The organism is Verrucomicrobiia bacterium (genome assembly GCA_019634625.1).
Classification (GTDB): domain Bacteria; phylum Verrucomicrobiota; class Verrucomicrobiia; order Limisphaerales; family CAIMTB01; genus CAIMTB01.
Genome location: JAHCBA010000020.1, coordinates 79,451 through 96,018, shown reverse-complemented (window position 1 = coordinate 96,018; position 16,568 = coordinate 79,451). Strand labels below are relative to the sequence as shown.

At 67.5% G+C, this 16,568-nt stretch carries 13 protein-coding genes; 7 read left to right on the top strand and 6 right to left on the bottom strand.

What is annotated here, in order from left to right:
* Nucleotides 1-4: 4 nt before the first annotated feature.
* On the bottom strand, nucleotides 5-913 hold the full coding sequence (locus tag KF833_13445) for a DUF58 domain-containing protein (GenBank protein ID MBX3746305.1): 909 nt from the start codon (nucleotides 911-913) through the stop codon (nucleotides 5-7).
* Nucleotides 914-1,172: 259 nt separating this feature from the next.
* Here KF833_13445 and KF833_13440 point away from each other — a divergent pair, with 259 nt between their 5' ends.
* The gene (locus KF833_13440) at nucleotides 1,173-1,862 is read left to right on the top strand and encodes a PEP-CTERM sorting domain-containing protein (protein MBX3746304.1); all 690 of its coding nucleotides are present in this window, start codon (nucleotides 1,173-1,175) and stop codon (nucleotides 1,860-1,862) included.
* A gap of 85 nt (nucleotides 1,863-1,947) precedes the next feature.
* Here KF833_13440 and KF833_13435 read toward each other — a convergent pair whose 3' ends face one another.
* On the bottom strand, nucleotides 1,948-3,183 hold the full coding sequence (locus tag KF833_13435; protein ID MBX3746303.1) for a PmoA family protein: 1,236 nt from the start codon (nucleotides 3,181-3,183) through the stop codon (nucleotides 1,948-1,950).
* A gap of 346 nt (nucleotides 3,184-3,529) precedes the next feature.
* Here KF833_13435 and KF833_13430 point away from each other — a divergent pair, with 346 nt between their 5' ends.
* The 5 genes from KF833_13430 to KF833_13410 are packed head-to-tail and all read left to right on the top strand — an operon-like array spanning nucleotide 3,530 to nucleotide 10,957.
* Nucleotides 3,530-5,185, top strand: a complete 1,656-nt coding sequence (locus tag KF833_13430; protein MBX3746302.1) for a hypothetical protein — start codon at nucleotides 3,530-3,532, stop codon at nucleotides 5,183-5,185.
* A gap of 10 nt (nucleotides 5,186-5,195) precedes the next feature.
* Nucleotides 5,196-7,787, top strand: a complete 2,592-nt coding sequence (locus KF833_13425) for a hypothetical protein (protein ID MBX3746301.1) — start codon at nucleotides 5,196-5,198, stop codon at nucleotides 7,785-7,787.
* Entirely contained in the window at nucleotides 7,784-8,905 is a 1,122-nt protein-coding gene (locus KF833_13420; GenBank protein ID MBX3746300.1) for a terpene cyclase/mutase family protein, read from the top strand. The genes KF833_13425 and KF833_13420 overlap by 4 nt, the downstream gene beginning before the upstream one ends.
* Entirely contained in the window at nucleotides 8,902-10,254 is a 1,353-nt protein-coding gene (locus KF833_13415) for a hypothetical protein (protein ID MBX3746299.1), read from the top strand. The genes KF833_13420 and KF833_13415 overlap by 4 nt, the downstream gene beginning before the upstream one ends.
* 58 nt (nucleotides 10,255-10,312) lie before the next feature.
* Entirely contained in the window at nucleotides 10,313-10,957 is a 645-nt protein-coding gene (locus tag KF833_13410) for a hypothetical protein (GenBank protein MBX3746298.1), read from the top strand.
* 416 nt (nucleotides 10,958-11,373) lie between these two features.
* On the opposite strand, the gene KF833_13405 is transcribed toward KF833_13410, so the two are convergent.
* Entirely contained in the window at nucleotides 11,374-12,666 is a 1,293-nt protein-coding gene (locus tag KF833_13405; GenBank protein ID MBX3746297.1) for an ATP-dependent 6-phosphofructokinase, read from the bottom strand.
* A 442-nt stretch (nucleotides 12,667-13,108) separates the two neighbouring features.
* On the opposite strand from KF833_13405, the gene KF833_13400 reads away from it, so the two are divergent.
* Complete coding sequence (locus tag KF833_13400; protein ID MBX3746296.1) at nucleotides 13,109-14,452, top strand: Gfo/Idh/MocA family oxidoreductase; 1,344 nt, start codon at nucleotides 13,109-13,111, stop codon at nucleotides 14,450-14,452.
* A gap of 10 nt (nucleotides 14,453-14,462) precedes the next feature.
* Here the strand turns inward: KF833_13400 and KF833_13395 are convergent, their stop codons facing one another.
* From KF833_13395 to KF833_13385, 3 genes are all read right to left on the bottom strand, one after another.
* Nucleotides 14,463-15,161 carry a hypothetical protein gene (locus tag KF833_13395; GenBank protein ID MBX3746295.1) on the bottom strand — a complete coding sequence of 233 codons (699 nt, stop codon included), beginning with the start codon at nucleotides 15,159-15,161 and terminating at the stop codon, nucleotides 14,463-14,465.
* Nucleotides 15,162-15,845, bottom strand: coding sequence for a hypothetical protein (locus KF833_13390; GenBank protein ID MBX3746294.1), 684 nt, complete (start codon nucleotides 15,843-15,845; stop codon nucleotides 15,162-15,164). It abuts the gene before it with no gap.
* 96 nt (nucleotides 15,846-15,941) lie between these two features.
* Nucleotides 15,942-16,541 carry a GNAT family N-acetyltransferase gene (locus KF833_13385; GenBank protein ID MBX3746293.1) on the bottom strand — a complete coding sequence of 200 codons (600 nt, stop codon included), beginning with the start codon at nucleotides 16,539-16,541 and terminating at the stop codon, nucleotides 15,942-15,944.
* Nucleotides 16,542-16,568: the final 27 nt, after the last annotated feature.

Sequence of the window (16,568 nt, the reverse complement as noted above, 5' to 3'; positions counted from 1 at the left end):
GGGACTATTCGAGGATGCGTTGGCGGCGCATGGCGCGGAGGAGGACATCCTCCGGCGCGGCGTCGGACCGGACGCGGAGGTAACGTCCGCCACGACGGTGGCAGGCGGATTGAAGGTCCTGGCAGTAACGTTCGACCGTGTTGCGGTAGGCCGCCAGGCGCTGGCGTGGAAACGTGATTTCCCGATGTTCCCGGGTCTCGGCATCCAGCAATCGGAGGTCCCCGAAGGTGGCCGGTTCGAGTTCCTCGGGGGCGAGGATCTGGACGAGGTTGACGTGCAGGCCGCGGTTGGCGAGGGCGTCGAGGGCGGGAAGGCATCCGTGGGGATCGAGACAGTCGCTGAGGATCATGGCGATGCCGCCGCGCCTCAGGGGAGCGGCCATCTGTTGGATGGCGAGGTTCCAGTCGGCACGGCCTCCGGGAACGAGACGGGAGAGGTGACGAAAGAAAAGGGAGGTGGAGCGCAACCCGGGAGGCGCGCCGAGCACCGCATGGTGGGAGGCCTGATCGGGCACGTCGGGACCGGGCCTGGGGAAAGGGTGAATGGCGACACGATCGTGGGAGGCGAGGGCGACGTGGGTGACGCCGGCGGCCAGGCGGCGGGCGAGATCGAACTTGGAGGGCGAGCCGAAGTTCATGGAGGCGCTGGCATCGAGGAAGATGTGGAGCCGGTTTTCGCGTTCGTCCTCATGACGTTTTACGTAGAGGCGGTCGAGGCGGCCGTAGAGGTTCCAGTCGAGGTGCCGAAAGTCGTCGCCGGGGGAGTAGTCCCGGTGGTCGGCGAATTCGACGGCGTGGCCGCGGGCGCGGCTGGGTCGTTCGCCGCGCCCGGGGTGGCGGGCACGGTGGCTGGCCGCGACGCGGAGGCGGTCGAGCTGGCGCAGGAGGGACGGGGCGAGGATCAGGTCGTGCATCGGGCCGGGGGCTAGCGCCGTTTCGTACGGGAGTTGGGCTGCTTAGGGCAACAGGATCGAGTCATCTAGGGCAGTTTTTTGGGGGAATCGTTTTTCGCAGTTGACACTAACGCGGTTCCCATCCTTCACTGGCGTAGATCGCCGAGGAGCGAGGAGGTGGCGATCAATCAACATATGTAGATCTTTGGCGTAGCCAAAGTTAGGACTGGTGGACATCTGAAACGATCAACGACCCAAACCAATGAACCGCATCAGTTGTATGACGCTTGGAACGGTGGCCGCCACGTTGGCGGTGACCGCGACCGCGGGGTTTCCGTGGGATGAGATAGCGGATGACATCGCGCTGACGAGTGGGGGTACATTCTCGTCTGCGGAGATTGCGTACGCCGGCTTCAACTTCGCCGGGGGGGAGACGCTGACCCTCAACCTGTACTCGATGGACGGGGCACCGACGCCGGGGAGCTTCGGATTTGCGACGCCGGGGTCGCTGCTGTACTCGCAGACACTGCCGATTACGGCGGCGAACGATGGCCGGGTCACGTTCACGGATGCGGCGCCGTCGGTGGTGTTACCCTCAACGGTGGCGGTGGGGTTGGTGTTCGACATCGACTTCCCGAACTCGCAGGCGGGACCGCTGTTGTTCGATCCGCCGACGGGAGGTTCCTCGTTCGATGACTTTTGGGTACGGGGATTCGAGGGGGATGCCGACTGGGCACTGCGGGTGATCGATTTACCGGGCGGGCTGTTTCTGCCGGTGAACTTCGGGATTGAGTTGAGCACGACGGACGGGTTGGTGTACGCCAACCTGGCGAATCCGCTGCTGCTGGCGGACGGGTCGCAGGCTTATCTGGCGGTGCCGGAGCCTGGGACGTGGATCAGCATGGGCGGGGTTGGGTTGCTGGCGGCCTCGGTGCTCTACCGCCGATTCCGGCAGGCGAAGGCGGGTTGATCGCGGCCAGGACCGCGCATTTCCGGGGCCGGGACCGAAGGGTTCCGGCCCCGTTTTTTCCTGGGGGGGCGAATGGGATTCCCAACTAGGGGTCTGCGGGGACGAGGGAACCTTCGAGGACGGCGAGCGGAGGCGTGGCGAAGTCGTGCCAGAGGGCCTCGATGCGGGCGGGATCCGGTTCGCCGTCGAGGGTGACGATGCGATAGCGGGAGTGGAGGGGAGAATCCGGCTGGATCGACCAATCGCCGAGTTGCGAGGGGGTCCAGCAGACGAACGGTTCACGGGGGTGGACGCGGAGGGGTTGGGGGGCGCGGAAGTTGGTGGGATGTCCGAGGACGGCGACGCCGGACAGGGCGTCCTCCACGGTTCCGCCCAGCCAGAACCACCGGGCCCGGGTTTCGTTCGCGGCGACGCGGTTGGTGACGCCGTTGGCATCGAGGTAGCGGGCGGCGGCGGGTCCGTTCCAGGCCCACGGGCCGCGAAATGCGAAACCGCCGTAGTAGTAGCGGGGAAAGAGGACGGCTGAGGCGTCGGGGACGGACTGGGAGGAGTTGAGGTCGAAGAGGTGGACTCCGGCGCGCGGGGAGAGGGCGAAGAGGCGGATTTCCCACGTTTCCCGCAGGGCGATCCGGGGTGGATCCACGAGCACGTCGGTAAAGACCTGCCGGGCGTGGAGGGAGGCGAAGACCGGGCCATGCTCGAAGGCGTCGAGGGCTTCGAAGTCGGTTCGGCCACGTTGCTCGCCCATGTTCCAGAAGTCGGGTCGGCGCTCCTCGAAGACGGTACGGGGCCAAGACCACCAGAACCCGTGGTGATGGATGTGATTGGGCGGGTAATCGTCGGTGACGATGCGTCCGGAGGGGGTGTGGACGGGATGGAGGTAACCGCCGCGCCGGAAGGCTTCCGGAATGGCCTCGCGCGGCAGTTCGCCGGGCCCGGCCAGGTAGGTGAGGACGGGGCGATCCCCGAGGCTGAGGGTCAGATTCTGGTTCCGATGGGTGGCGCGGGCGCCTTGTGCGGGTGCTTCCGCATCGGAGGGGGGGACGGGGAGGAGCGGGTACTGGCGGGTCGTGCCGCGTGGGAGACCGGGTTCGACATACCAGGCGAGATTGCCGCTGCGTTGGATGGGAAGCAGTCGGCCCTCCGGGGTTCGCAGGACCCAGGCGCCCCCGCCGTGGGGCCAGTCGAAGGAGACCGGGCAATCCTGCCGGTCGTGATCTCCCGCATGGACGGTGAGGCGGGGTTGGGCGGCGGAGGAGAGGGAGCTGAGGCCCAGGCCCAAACCCAGGCCCAGGCCGAGCGCCGGAAGGAGACAACGCATGGGGTTTTGTGGGGCGGGTGGGGAGGTGTCGGCAAGGACAACCTTGGAAGGCGCGCGCCCGTGGATCCCGGAGTTGTGGGTCGAGGCGCGAACTTCGCGAAGCATGGCCTCGGAGGGCCGAGTTCCACGAGGCCGCAACGATGGGGTGCGTTGGGATGAGGACTCGCGGAACTCGTCCCTCCGATTGGCTGCCTCCTCATCGACAACTTGCGGATGCACCGGGCGCGCGCGGTCGATTGGGAAGAGGGTTGTATCGGGGGGAAGGGTCCGGCCATCTTGGGCGTGCGTGGCGACATCCGAGTCACAATCCGTCGCGGCTTCCGAGCGGGGGCCGGCTCGTCCCTCCATGGGCGAGATGAGGGCGTTGCTGGGAGCGGCACGGGGGGTGCGATCGAGGCTGGTGCGACTGGCGGTGTGGGAGGGGATCGGGTGGGTGGCGTTGGCCTTTGGCCTGGCGCTGTCCGTGGCGATGGGGGTGGACTGGGTGTGGCACCTGCCGCGGGGAGGGCGGATGGCGGGCGGTTTGGGGGTGGTGGGGTTGACGCTTTGGGTGATGTGGCTGCGCCTGCTGCGGCCCTTGTGGCGGCTGCCTCGAGGCGAGGCCATGGCCCTGTTTGTGGAGCGGCGCCGCCCGGATCTTCGCAGCCGGTTGATCAGTGCCATCCAGTTGTCGCGGGGCGACGCCGACAGCCCGGAGGCGGCGGCGTTCATCCGGCGGTTGGTGGACCAGGCGGGGCGTGTGGCCGGGGCGCTGGATCCGGCGGAGCTGGTCCCGGGGGACGGGCTGCGGCGTGCCGCGTGGCGGATCGTGCCCGGGCTTGGGGTGGTGCTGGTGGGATGGGCCCTGGCGTGGCCGATGAGCGGGGTGCTGCTGCGCCGGGCGTTCCTGGAAGAGATCCCGGTGCCGCGGGCGACGCGGTTGGTGGAGACGTCGGGGGAACGGACGGTGGGGCGCGGTGACGACGTGATTCTTTGGGCGCGGGCGGAAGGGGTGATCCCGGCCGGCGGGGTGCTGTCGATCCGGCACGGTTCCGGCCGGGTTCAGACGCTGCCCATGGAGCCTGACCCGGGGGATCGGGGGCGTTTCAGCCGGGTGCTGGCGAATGTGCCGACCTCGTTCGAGTACCGGATCCGGGTGAATGACGCCGAGAGCGTGGAGTACCGGGTGGAAGTGCTGCCGCGTCCGGTGGTGACGGAATTGATGCTGGTGCAGCGGTTGCCGGAGTACACGGGGTTGCCGGAGCGGGTGCTGGCTCCCGGCGAACTGAGCCTGCTGAGGGGAAGCCGTCTGCGGGTCTCCGGGGTGGCGAGCCAGCCGTTGGAGGAAGCGGTGCTGCGCCTTGGGGGGATTGAGACGAGCCTGGCGGCACGGATCGACGAGGGGCAACCGGAGCGGTTTGAGGCGGAGTTCGAGGCAGGCGATGCGGCCTTGAGCAGTTTCTCGGTGGAAATGCGGGATCGGCGTGGGATTCCGTCGCGGGATTCGGCGGTGCACGCGGTGCAGGTCGTGCCTGACCGCGCCCCGAGGGTGCGGATGATTCTGCCGGCGCGACGGGAGGAGCTGGCCACGCCGCAGGGCGAGGTGCTGTTGTCCTTCGAAGCCACGGACGACTACGGGGTGGGGGCGTTGCGGTTGTTGTACCGGTCGGTGGGGCTGGTGGAGCAGCCGCCGATGGTGACCGAGCTGGATCTGGGGGGCGAATCGCCGGCGGCGGTGCGACGTCGGTTCTCGTGGGTCCTGGGAAGCTGGAGGCCGCCGCCCGTGGAAGGGGAACTGGTGGAGTTCTGGATTGAGGCGGAGGATCGGAATATCGAGGACGGTCCGGGGGTGGGGCGGAGCGAGCGTTACCTGCTGCGGGTGGTGACCGAGGCGGAGAAGCGGGCGGACCTGCTGGGACGCGCCGGGGACGCCATCAGCCGGCTGGGGGATGTGGCGCAGGGTCAGGAACGGTTGAACGAATCGCTGGGGCGGATCATCTTGGGGCGGCCGCCCGCCCGTTAGGCGAACCTCTATGAAGCTGCGCATCCTTTACGTTCTCGTGCTGGCAGGGATGGGTCTGGCGGGATGGAACCTGGGGATGCCGGCCCGGGGGGCGGTGGGGGCGCGGGGCCCGGACGGACTGGCCCAGGCGGAGGTTGGGCAGCAGCAGTTGCAGACCAGCACGGCGCGGATTGCGGAACAGTTGGGGGCGATCATCGAGGAGTTCCGGCGCAACGGGCTGGGTGGGGAGGATGTGCAGCTCTTGGGGACCATTCGCGGGGTGCTGGGCCAGTTGACGCAGGACGACATGACGCGGGTGGTCCTGCTGTTGCAGGCCTCCCGGGATGGCGCGGAGGGTGGGGCGTCGCGGTCGCAGTTGATCGAGGCGTTCACCACGCAGAAGACCGTCGGCCTCAAGCTGCGCCAGATTCTCCTTGAGTATCAGCGTCAGCAGGAGCTGGCCGGCGTGGCGGCGCGGCTGAAGGAGCTGGCCGCCCGCCAGCAGGCGGCCTTGCGGGAGACGCGATCCCTGGCCGAGGCGGCCGCGGGGCGGCGGCGCGAGTGGCTTTCGGAGAATCAGCGGATCGCATTCCAGCTTCAGGTGAGCGAGCAGCACGCGTTGAAGGACGAGGTGGCGGCGGTGTTGCAGCGGCTGAGGACATGGGCTGCGGAACCCGACAACGAGGCATCGGGTCGGGCGTTGGAGGCGCTCAACCGGCCCGAAACCGGCGGGTTGGTGCGCAGCCTCGCGGGTGCGGCCGAGGATCTGGAGGGGGGACGTCTGTTGAGCGCCGCGGGACGTCAGCGGGCGGCGCGGGGCGGAATGCGGGATCTGGCGCGCTGGCTGATGCCGGTGGGCGACGAATTGGAGGCGTTGCAGGCCGCAGTGCGGGAGGTGGACGGTCTGATCCGACGCCAGACGGAGGCACGATCGGCGACCCGCCAGCTTCCGGACCGGGCGCCGGTGATTGAGCCGGTGGTGCGGCAATTGGGGGATCTGGTGGACGACACCGATGTGGCGCGGCGTGACATCGGGCTTCTGGACACGCCGGCCTCGGAGCAGGTTGCCGCCGCGCTTGGGCGGATGCAGGAGGCGCGTGGAGCGATCGAGGTGGGGACCGCGGAAATGCGGCAGCGCCGGCTGGTGGCCGGGACCCAGCAGGAATTGTCGCTGGCGCGGCTCGAATCGGCGCGGCGCCTGCTGCAGCAACGCATCGACACGTTGGAGAAGCAGCGCCAGGCCCTGGCCGATCCGATGTCGAACCTGCGCCAGGTGAGGGAGGATGTGGCGGAACTGATCGAGCGCGAGCGGGAGATCCAGACGGCGGCGGCCGGGGCAGGGGAGGATCCGGCGGCCCTGCGGGGGATGGCCCCGCGCCAGGGCGACCTGGCGGATCGGGCCGGGGACACGGCGCAGCGGGCGGCGCTGGATTCCACGCCGGCGGCGGAACGCATTGGCGAGGCGATGTCCCAGATGCGGCGCTCGCAACGTTCGCTGGGAGAGGGTCAGAACGATCCCGGTGCACAGCAGGCGGCCATCGACGCGCTGGGGTCGGCGCTGGCCCTGCTGGACGAACAGTTGAAGGCCATGGAGGCCGCCGAGGCGGAACTGGCCGAGCTCGAGCAGTTGCTGGAGCGGCTCATTGCGCTGATCGAGGCCCAGCGGGCCTTGAACGCCGAGACGGCCCGGTTGGCGCACGACGTCCCCGGGCGCGATCCGGCGGCGGTGGGCACCGACCAGAACGCCGTGGCGATCAAGACGCGTGAGCTGGAGGTGGACCTTCCCCCGACCGTGGCCCAGGCGGCCACCTACGTGCGGGATGCCGGGGTGCAGATGCTGCTGGCGGGGAGCGAATTGGGTTCCGACCGGCCCCGCGAGGCGCGCCCGCCGCAGGACGAGGCGCTGGCGAATCTGCTCCGCGCCAGGCGCGAACTCGAGGACCGCATGGCTCAATTGCGGGAGATGCTGGGCCAGGGCGACGACCAGGCGGCGCTCGACCAACTGGCCCAGATGGTCCGGGAAGCCCAGGGCGATCTGAACCAGGCAATGTCCGCCGAGGCCCTGGAGGCCATGGCGCAGGGGATGGAACAGGCCGGGCGGCGGATTCAACCGGCAACCTCGGGACGGCTGGGACGGATCCCCCGCATGATCCGGAGCCAGCTCGAACGGGCGGATCGTTCGTTGATGGAAGGTTCGGCTGCGGCAGAGGGAGGCGACCAGAGCGGCGCGGACGCCGAGGCGTCCGAGGCGCAGGCGGCTCTGGCGGCGGCGGCGGCGGCTTTGGATCTGGCCATGGCCGGCATGGGGCAACAGGCCGGACCGGGCGAGGGGCAGGGGGGCCAGGGACAGCAACCCGGTCAGGGGCAGGGCCGTGGACGTGGGCGGACCCCGGGGCAGCAGGCGGGCCGGGGCACGGGCGACGCCGGCAATTTCTTCGGCGCAGGGGGGGCGGAAGGACCACGGGGATCGGCGGCAGGGAGCGGACAGTTCATCGGCTTGCCACCCCGCGAGCGGGCGGCGCTGCTGCAGTCCCAGGGGGAACGTTACCCTCAGGAATACGCACCCCAGATCGAGCAGTATCTCAGGAACCTTTCCGACCAGGTGCAGGAGGCTCCCCGATGATGTCATCGAAACGAACCGTACCGAATGGGCCGGACGCCTGCTGGGTGGGTCGGCGGGCCGGGGTGACGCTGGCGTGGACGCTGGTCCTGGCAGGGCTGTTGGGCGGGGGGATGCCGGGGCAGACGGCCGAACCTCCACCGTCGTCGGCGGCGGGCGAAGGGACCGTGCCGGTGGTGGACGCGGCGACCGAGGCGGTGATCGAGGGGGCGATGCGCTTTCTGGCCGGTGCGCAGTTGCCGAACGGTTCGTGGGGCAGCACGGATTTCGAGCGGCGGCATCCGGTGGCCATGACGGCGTACACGTTGATGGCCTTTCTGGGGGCGGGGCATCTGCCGGGGGAAGGTGAACACGGAAGGGTGGTGCGGGCCGGGCTGCAGTATCTGCTGGATGTGGCACGACCGGACGGGACGTTCGGCGACCGGTCGCTGGGCCAGTACATGTACAACCACGGGGTGGCCACGACGGTCCTGGCGGAGCTGTACGGTCAGACGCAGGCGGCGGACATCAAACCGAAGCTCGATCGCGCCATCCGGCTGATCGTGAGCTGTCAGAATGCGGAGGGAGGCTGGCGTTACCGGCCGATCGCGCAGGATGCCGATGTTTCGGTGACGGTGCTTCAGGTGGTGGCCTTGCGGGCGGCAAAGAACGCCGGGATTGATGTGCCACAAGAGACCATTGACCGGGCGGTGCGGTATGTGAGGAGCTGCTTCGACCCGGGTTCGGGCGGGTTCACCTACCAGCCGGGCAACCGCGCCCCGGGTTATGCCCGCACGGCGGCGGCGGTGTATTCGCTGCAGGTCTGCGGGCTGTACGACGATCCGCTGGTGCTGCGCGGGTCGGAGTACCTGATGAAGAACTTCGGCCAGCGCGAGTGGTTCACCTACGGGACGTATTACGCGGCCCCCGCCCAGTACATGCTGGGCGGCGAAGTGTGGAAGGCCTGGTACCCGAGGATGAAGGCGCAGCTTCTCCGCCAGGTGGTGCGGGACGGCAATCGTGCCTACTGGGACGGGTCGATCGACATGGGATCGAACGGCCTGGGGCCCGTGTACGCGACAGCGGTCTATGCCTCGGTGCTGGCCATGCCATGGAACTACGTCCCCATCTATCAGCGATGAACCGTTGCCTTGTCCGCCTGGCCCTCGCCCTCGCTCTTCTGGGCGCACCGGGGGTGGCACCGGCCTTGGAGGGGATCCTGCGCACGACGGATGGCACCACCCTGCGCGGCGAGGTGGACTGGACGCCGGATGGCTGGAGGGTGCGTGCGGAGGACGGCGAACCCGTCCCGGTCGCCCTTTCGGAGCTGGTTGAACTGGCGATGGACGAACCCGAGCCGGAACCGGTGGCGACCGGGGATGGCGAAGGCTCCGGCAACGATCCGGCACCCGAAGGGCCGGCTGCCGAGCCGTGGGAAACGGCGCAGATTGGCGGGGGACTCGAGGGCGGGGTGACCGAGGTGCGCCCGGGCTGGCAGGTCACGGGCGGGGGGCTCGGTCTGCGGGGCAATGCCGACAACGTCTTCCTGGCCTACCGGCCCCTCGAGGTGTCCGGTCAGATCGTGGGGCGACTGAGCGCCTTCGATGGGACCGACCCCGAGGCCATGGCCGGGGTGACCTTGCGGGACAATCTCGGGGAGGCGTCGGCCTATGCCTTCATCGGGATGCGGGTCGGGTCGGGCTTGTGTTTCCAATACCGGCAGATTGCCGGGGGCATGACCATGCGGGTGACCAACGTCGCCATGCCCCTTCCGGCCTGGCTGCGCCTGAGCCGCGTCGGCGGTGCCGTCGTTGCCGAACTGTCCGCGGACGGACGCCAGTGGCGGACCGTCGGGCGGGCCAACATCAACCTGGGCCGCAATGTGCGGGCGGGTCTGACGGTGACCGCGGGCCTCGACAACGACACCGCGGAGGCGCGCTTCGATGCGGTCTCCATGGGTGCCCGCGGACTGGCCTACCTGCCGGCGACGGGCTACCCGCGACTGCTGCTCCGGGGCGGTTCCGTCCTCGCTGCCCCGGTGGTCTCGGGCGACGAATCGGTGCTGCGGCTGGGGGGGGACTGGGCGGGTTCCCTGGTGTCCGTCCTGAACCTGGCGCGGATCGAGTTCGTGCCCCTGGCGCCGGAAACCGAGGCGCGCATCGACGATGACCGGAGCGGGGTGTTGCTGGCCGACGGGGATTTTCTCGACGGGACGCTGCGCGGGATTGCGACCAACACGGTGACCATGAGTTCGATCCTGTTCGGGTACCGCCAGTTTGCCATCGGCAGCGAGGTGGCCGCGGTGCTCCTGGGCACGGTCGAGCCCGACGAGGCGACCTTCCATGTGCGAACCCGCGACGGATCGGAACTGCGCGCCCGCAGGCTCGAACTCGGGCCCGAATTCGTCCGGGTCGAATCGCCACTCCTGGGTTCCTTCCAGGTTCGGACCGAAGAGATCCGGCAACTGCGTCGAGGCGCGCGTGAACGTTGATGACGACGAAGAATCCGTCCGGAATGTCCGGGCGGTCCGGGCGACCGCATGGGGGGCGATGTTGGCCGTCCTGGTGATCTTCAATGCCTGCTCGACCCCGACGGCTCCGGCACCGGCGGGGCGTTCACCGGCCGCGGGTATCGTCCATCCGGCATCTTCTGGGCCCGCTGCGATCGATGTCGGGAGCCTTGGCGCAGACGTCCCGGAGCCTCTGGATCCCGTCTGGATCCAGGCCCTCGCCGAAGCGGCCGGGGCGGGGGATCGCGAAGCCTGGAGGGAACTGGTGACGTTGGGTCTCGACCACCGCGACGTGCCTGCCGCGATCGAACAGCTCACCCTGGCGGTCGGGGACGCCGCTCTGGTCTGGGTGCGCGAACTGCTGAGCGCCACCGCCCGCGAGACCCGGGACGTCTCGGGCCTGCTCCGCCAGGCGGCCGAAGGCGTGGGGTGCCTTCCCCGGCCCGGGGACTGGCTGGCGTTGATCCGGGAAGTGGTTTCCCGGGAGTGCTGCGACCGGCACGCCTTCCTGGCAGCCGCCTTGTCGGGCATGGCCCGCGGCATCGAACTGGCCCGGCATTCCGCTCCCATCGATCCGGAGGCGGTGTGGCGCCTGGATGATCTGGCGCAGCACCCCGATCCCGGTCTCGCCCATGCTGCCCGCATGGTTCAACCCCATTTCCAGCCGGGCGGCGATGGGCTTTGAAGCGGGGTGGATCACCGTGGGGAGTGGGGGAGGTTGGGCGGTGCATCCCGGAATTGCGGGTGAGGAGGCAGCGAATCGGAGGGACGAGCTCTGCGAGTCCTCAATCCAACGCTCCACACCGTTGCGGCCTCGTGGAACCCGGCCCTCCGAAGCGCCGCTTCGCGGAGTTCGCAAATCTCTCCACAACTCCGCGATGCACGGGAGGATGGGGGGCGGATTCCTTCCTGGTGGACAGTGACTAAGCCGTCGCCATGCAATAAGGTCGGGCGCGCTGGCCTGAACTTCACGGGCAGGAGCTTCGTTGTTCGCTCGTGACGTATCCCGGTTCCGATACGCGCCTAGCTCACTCCTCGTCTTGCCCGAAGAGCTGCGGCGACATCCCATTCCTCCGTATGGCATGGAAACGGCCAGGCAGGTCAACCCGCCGGCGTGGCGGGAGGGCGGGGGAAGTCCTCCTGGCCCGTGGTGGCGAGGACGGCGCGCCAGAGTTCGCCCTGGGTATTGAGCCGCTTTGGCGTGGCGACGAGCAGTTCGATGGGCACATGGATGAACTGTCCGTGGAGGAATCCGATGACCAGGCCGGTGAGGCCGGCCATGGCGGCGTGGACAGCGTGTCGGGCGAACCGGTCGCAGAGGACCGCATCCTCGTTGTTGGCGGGGCGGCTGCGGATCGAGTAGCTGGGATCGAACATGCGGAGGGTCAGTTCCTCGCCGGCCTCGTGGAAGGCGCGACGGATCTGCGCCGCCAGGAAGGCCCCGATGTCGCCAAGCCGCGGATTGCCCGAGGCGTCACGAGCCGTCTCGATGGCGGGCAGATGCTCCTGACCGGCACCTTCGGCGACGGCGATCACCGCGTGGCGGCGGTTGCGGACGCGACGAAGGAGGGCGGCGAGAAAGCCGTCGGGGCCCTCGAGGACGAAGGGTTGTTCGGGAACGAGGCAGAAATTGACGTCCTGGCTGGCCACCGTGGCGGCGGCGGCGATGAAGCCGGCGTGGCGGCCCATGAGTTTGACCAGGCTGACGCCGTTGGGGGCGCTGTGCGCTTCGGTGTGGGCGCCGTCGAGGATCTCGCGGGCGGCGGCGACGGCGGTCGCAAAGCCGAAGGTGCGGTCCACGAAGGCGACATCGTTGTCGATGGTTTTCGGGACGCCGACCACGGCCAGCGGATGCCCGCGTTTCCTGGCTTCGACGTGGAGTTCCCGGGCGCCGCGCTGGGTGCCGTCCCCACCGATGGTGAAGAGCAGATGGACGCCCCGGCGGACAAGGTGCTCGACGGCACGAGGGACATCCACGGGCCCGCGCGAGGTGCCGAGAAGCGTGCCGCCGTCGCGGTGGATGTCATCCACGGAGTCGATGGTGAGTTCAAGGGGTTCGCGACCGCGGTCGGGATCGAGGCCACGGTAGCCGTCGCGGAATCCGAGGACGGAGTGGACGCCGTAGCCGTGGTGGAGTTCGAGGTGGAGGGAGCGGATGACGTTGTTGAGGCCGGGGCAGAGGCCGCCGCAGGTCACGATGCCGGCGCGGGTTTCGGCCGGATTGAAGTAGAGGGATTCGGCGGGCCCGGCACGGAGGAAGAGACGGGGATCGTGCGGGGGCCGGCCATCGATCCATTCGAGCGTCTCGGGGATCAGGCCGCGGGGCGCAAGGCGTTGGGACCGGGGCCCGGGGAACCGGGCGGGACCGAGGGAATCGACGGGGAGCAGGGGCATCGCTTTGCTGAGCGTCAGGCTACCCGGGTCGGGGTCGCGGGGCCACTTCGGGATGCGCAGGGCCCGGTGCATCTTGGAGGTGTGGGTCGAGGCGCGAACTTCGCGATGCGTTGCTTCGGAGGGCCGAGTTCCACGAGGCCGCAATGGAAGTGGAGCGATGGATCGAGGACTCGCGGAGCTCGTCCCTCCGATTCGCTGCCTCCTCACCCACAACTCCGGGATGCACGGCGCAGGGCCGGCTCTGATGTTCCACCCTTGAATCCGGCGGGACGCCGGGGTTTGCTGTCCGCACGACCCTCGACGGCGGCGTGGACCATTCCATCTGAACCCGGAACCCGCCCGTACCGGCTGAAGCCGGGACACCGAATGCCGGGGTGGCCAGGGTCCGGCGGTCGGGTTTCCACGCTTCGGCATGCGGCAGAACCCACAACCTTGTTATTCCATGAAGACACACGAGTCCGGCAGGCGAACGACGACGGTGAACCGGCGGGGATTTCTGCGTGCGACCGCCCTGGGGGCGGCCACGGTGTATGGGGGCTTGAACGTGGCGCGAAGCCGCGCCGAGGCGGTGCCGGCGAGCGGGAAGGTTCGGGTTGCCCTGGTCGGATCGGGCGGCATGGGGCGCGGCAATCTGGACACCTTCCTCGGCAACGCCGAGGTCGAGTGCCCGGTGGTGTGCGACGTGGACGACCGCATGCTCGCGGAGGCGGTGTCGCTGGTGGAACGGCGCCGGGGAACGCGTCCCGCGACAACACGGGATTTCCGCCGGGTGCTGGAACGTCCCGACGTGGATGCGGTGATCGTGGCGACGCCGGATCACTGGCACGCTCTGCCCACGGTGCTGGCCTGTCAGGCGGGCAAGGACGTGTATGTGGAAAAGCCGCTGGCCACGAGCATTCGGGAGGGCCGCGCCATGGTGACGGCCGCGCGCGAGCACCGGCGGGTGGTGCAGATGGGGACGCAGTGGCGGAGCGGCCGGCATTTCGCGGAGGCGGTGGCCTGCGTGCACTCGGGGCAGCTGGGCAAGGTCAGCCTGGTCCGGGGTTGGGCGTATCACGACTGGCTGCCGGCCTGTCCGAAGCGGCCGGACGGACCGGTGCCGGACGGGGTGGATTACGACATGTGGCTGGGGCCGGCGCCGAAGCGGGCCTTCAATCCGAACCGGTTCCATTTCAACTTCCGTTGGTACTGGGATTACGCGGGCGGCCTGATGACCGACTGGGGGGTGCACCTGATCAACGTGCTGTTGTGGGCGATGGGACCGCAGCCGCCGACCTCGGTGATGTCCAGCGGGGGCAACCTGAATGCCGACGAGGCATGGGAAACCCCGGATGCCCAGATGGCGATCTACGAGTTCCCCGACTACATGCTGGTGTGGGAACACAAGAACGGTGTGGGCATCGGCCTCAACGGGCGGCCGTGGGGGATGTCCTTCACCGGGACCGAAGGGACGCTCTTCCTCACGGACGCCGGGTTCGAGGTGCTGAGTGAGCGGCGCAAGGCGGCGGACGAACCGAAGCGGTTCCCGGGCAGTGGCGACGCCCGGCCGGCGCATGTGCGGAACTTCCTCGACTGCGTGAAATCCCGGAAGGCTCCGGACCAGGACGTCGAAGTGGGGCATCATGTCTCGACCGTGGCGCACCTTGGCAATGTGGCGCAGCGGGCCGGACGCAAAGTGTACTGGGATGCCGGGGCGGAGCGGGTACGGGACGACGCCGAAGCGGACCGGTTGGTCGGTGTGGACTACCGGGCGCCGTGGACGCTGCCGTATTATCCGAAGGTTTAGGAGGCCCAGCTCAGACTGGAACGAAGTTTGAACGACCCTTCCAAATTCCGCTTTCCTCAAGGGGCTTGAACCGGAGAGTCGTAAATTCGAAATGGAAGTCCTTTCGGTTGCGCTCTTTCATGGCGTCTGCATGACGTTCCGGACGGCTTGCCTGACTGTGCCCGTGAACCATGTCGGCCATATCCCTCTGAGTAGTCCAGATGGAAAATGTGGACACGGTGCGAGGAAGCCGCATCGAAGCCAGGGCAAGAGTGGCTTTAGGATGATCCCGCACAAGCTCCTCGACCGGCCTTCCCCAGCGTATGAAACGGGGAATCTGGGGGAGCTTCATGCGCGCCAGCGTTACTGCCACCACCGGAGCTTCCTGGTCAGACGGAGCATCACACTCAGGAAGGCTGTCGAATTCCTTGACAGTGCCCCACCGCCGCAGGAACGCCATGCGAACGTGCCATCCAGCGGTGAGGCACTGCCCAAGCTTCGTGTTGGCCAGGAAGCCATCGATGGCTCCAGCGCTCTCCCAAGCTGCAAACATCGTGAGATTGTTCAGCTGCACGCGTGAGGGGGAGACAACAGGCGCGCCCAATTCCATCCCGGCCATACACTCCGCATGAATCAATCCCGGCACGCGATCCCTTGTGGGTGGACGGTAGAGTGCCAACAACGTGCTTCTGACATCAGCACGCGCCAGGTGGTAGGTGAATACTTGCATCTATTCTGCAGTGCCAGATGTCATATCTTCCATGCTGTATTTCATGCTGTAGACGCACAGAGACCATAAACGCAAGGTGTGCTCGGCAGTCAGGCTTCCATCGCGGGCCTCGCGGACCACAATGCCTTCACGAAAGCCCGACAAATAGTGTTTCCAGACGCATCCCTGTCTGTCCTGCACAAGAAAGTAGAATCCAGGATCGCCATCACTCTCGCCCGATGAAACCAGCAGGAGACCTCCTTGCGGGTCACTTTGTGGTCGAAAGATGACGGTCGCGCTTCCGCAGGGAAGTGGAAAAGTAACCTTCACACAGGCTTCTCCTGATGGAATGCGGCATGTGGAGTAAATGCCAAAAAACACCACTTCACCGGTGTCTCCTATGGATCTGTGCCAGATTGTATATTGAATGCGGCCATCTTGATCGCAAAGTTGTATCAATTCACTATTGAAGATGATTTCACGGTTGGATCCATGCGGCAGGTTGAGTTGCTGGATCCGTCGACTGAACAACCTTGCTACCAGGTATCCAAGGGTTCCGAAGCCCGGCTTCCAAACGCGCCATAGGCAAGGACCCCTGGGAGATCCGGAATCTCGGCGAACCATCTCCCATCCTCCTCCCTCTCGATCTCGATCTTCATTTGCAGGGGTTTCTACACGGTTGTCGCCCGTCGTGTCGAATGCCAAGGCGGGTACCATCCAGCCGCCGAACGCCCAAGCTCACGCACAGCCGCCGGAGCGGGATGTGAATTGCAGGGATGATGTTCGAGCTTCATGAACCGGTCAACTGCCCGGCGCGGCGGCTGTTGCGTGCAGCGCCTGTTCGGCACTTTCATCATCCGAAACTTTGCATTCCAGCACGTCCTCAAGCCCATCCACATCGTCGAGATGGGATCCAATCCGAACGAATCCAAGCTGCGCAGCCAGCGCCTGTGAGGCCACATTATCCGGCCGGATCGAAAGGACAAACTTCCTCACGCCATGATTCTGGCCCGCCCAACGCATGAGCGCAAGGGAAGCCTCGCGGGCGTATCCCTGGCGACGAAAAGGAGGGAACACCGTGAAACCAAACTCGACAGCGCCCGGAGAGTACGATCGGAGATAATCCGCGCCCGGAGCCGTGTGGAAGCCGATGTGACCAACCATGACACCCCTCCGCCGAAGAGCCATTGCACGGATCAGCCACGGCTCAAGCGATTGATCGGCTTCCAGTTGCTTGAGCCGGAGGGACAACATTCCGTCGCTTTCTCCGGGCCATCCCGCAGGCAAAGCCAATCGAATCTCCTGTTCTGCTTTGTGGATGTCACGCGCCAGTGAAGCGCGCAGGAATGCTGGACTCATGGCAATCAAGTCAAGTCGCTCCGACTGAATTGACGCAATCATAGAGTCACGGTTGATGCCCAACGCCAA

Coding starts and splice junctions, on each gene's coding strand:
- KF833_13445 (MBX3746305.1), bottom strand. CDS start 913: ATGCACGACCTGATCCTCGCCCCGTCCCTCCTGCGCCAGCTCGACCGC.
- KF833_13440 (MBX3746304.1), top strand. CDS start 1,173: ATGACGCTTGGAACGGTGGCCGCCACGTTGGCGGTGACCGCGACCGCG.
- KF833_13435 (MBX3746303.1), bottom strand. CDS start 3,183: ATGCGTTGTCTCCTTCCGGCGCTCGGCCTGGGCCTGGGTTTGGGCCTG.
- KF833_13430 (MBX3746302.1), top strand. CDS start 3,530: ATGGGCGAGATGAGGGCGTTGCTGGGAGCGGCACGGGGGGTGCGATCG.
- KF833_13425 (MBX3746301.1), top strand. CDS start 5,196: ATGAAGCTGCGCATCCTTTACGTTCTCGTGCTGGCAGGGATGGGTCTG.
- KF833_13420 (MBX3746300.1), top strand. CDS start 7,784: ATGATGTCATCGAAACGAACCGTACCGAATGGGCCGGACGCCTGCTGG.
- KF833_13415 (MBX3746299.1), top strand. CDS start 8,902: ATGAACCGTTGCCTTGTCCGCCTGGCCCTCGCCCTCGCTCTTCTGGGC.
- KF833_13410 (MBX3746298.1), top strand. CDS start 10,313: ATGTTGGCCGTCCTGGTGATCTTCAATGCCTGCTCGACCCCGACGGCT.
- KF833_13405 (MBX3746297.1), bottom strand. CDS start 12,666: ATGCCCCTGCTCCCCGTCGATTCCCTCGGTCCCGCCCGGTTCCCCGGG.
- KF833_13400 (MBX3746296.1), top strand. CDS start 13,109: ATGAAGACACACGAGTCCGGCAGGCGAACGACGACGGTGAACCGGCGG.
- KF833_13395 (MBX3746295.1), bottom strand. CDS start 15,161: ATGCAAGTATTCACCTACCACCTGGCGCGTGCTGATGTCAGAAGCACG.
- KF833_13385 (MBX3746293.1), bottom strand. CDS start 16,541: ATGATTGCGTCAATTCAGTCGGAGCGACTTGACTTGATTGCCATGAGT.